Below are 696 nucleotides of genomic sequence, written 5' to 3'. Positions count from 1 at the left end.
AGACGCAGAATTTCATGAAATGACTAAGACATTACAAAAGAGGTATAAAGGATACAATTGCAAACTGTATAAGATACAAAACATGGTTTTTGTACCCATCCATGCCCAAAAATATAAAACGAATTTATGCTTTTCCCAGGATACGTGCAATTACACGACCGAAGGTAGAGAAAAGATACACAAAGGGCTAAAAGCCATAAGTAAAGATGTCTTATCTTACAGCATGAAAAGTTTTATTCCTAATCGAACAATTGAATATAACGACAATCGAATAAGTAAATTTATCGCTCAGTATGGTAAGTGTGCCATTTCTGGAATAGAACTAGGTCTAAATGATTGGCATTGCCACCATAAAAATCCTTATCATCTTTCAAAAGATGATTCATTCTCTAATCTAGTTATACTGCATGAATCAGTCCATAGACTAGTACACATGAAAGACAATGATAAGATTAAAGCATTAATAAAAAACTTAAATCTCTCAAAAAAGCAATTAGGAAAACTGAATGAGCTTCGATTACAATGTCATAATCAAGTAATTTGATTTCGGAAGAAAGCAAAGTCGAATCTAATAATACATAGAATTGAATGAATTGGATTAGTTGGAACGCCGTATGCGGTGAAAGTCGCATGTACGGTGTGAACAGGGGGAAAAGGGAGAGATAACTTCAAACCCTTACCTATCTGTATGAATAA

The 696-nt window shown here is 33.6% G+C and carries 1 protein-coding gene; it reads left to right on the top strand.

All coding sequences use genetic code 11. The annotated features are described in order from the left end of the window. Window positions 1-544 (top strand): HNH endonuclease signature motif containing protein (locus RZN25_18555; protein ID MEQ6378788.1); only part of this gene is annotated, 544 nt, incomplete at its 5' end. Window positions 545-696: the final 152 nt, after the last annotated feature.

The sequence above is a fragment of the Bacillaceae bacterium S4-13-56 genome, assembly GCA_040191315.1.
In the GTDB taxonomy this organism is placed as follows: Bacteria; Bacillota; Bacilli; order Bacillales; family JAWJLM01; genus JAWJLM01.
This window is presented reverse-complemented; position numbering and strand designations above follow the sequence as displayed.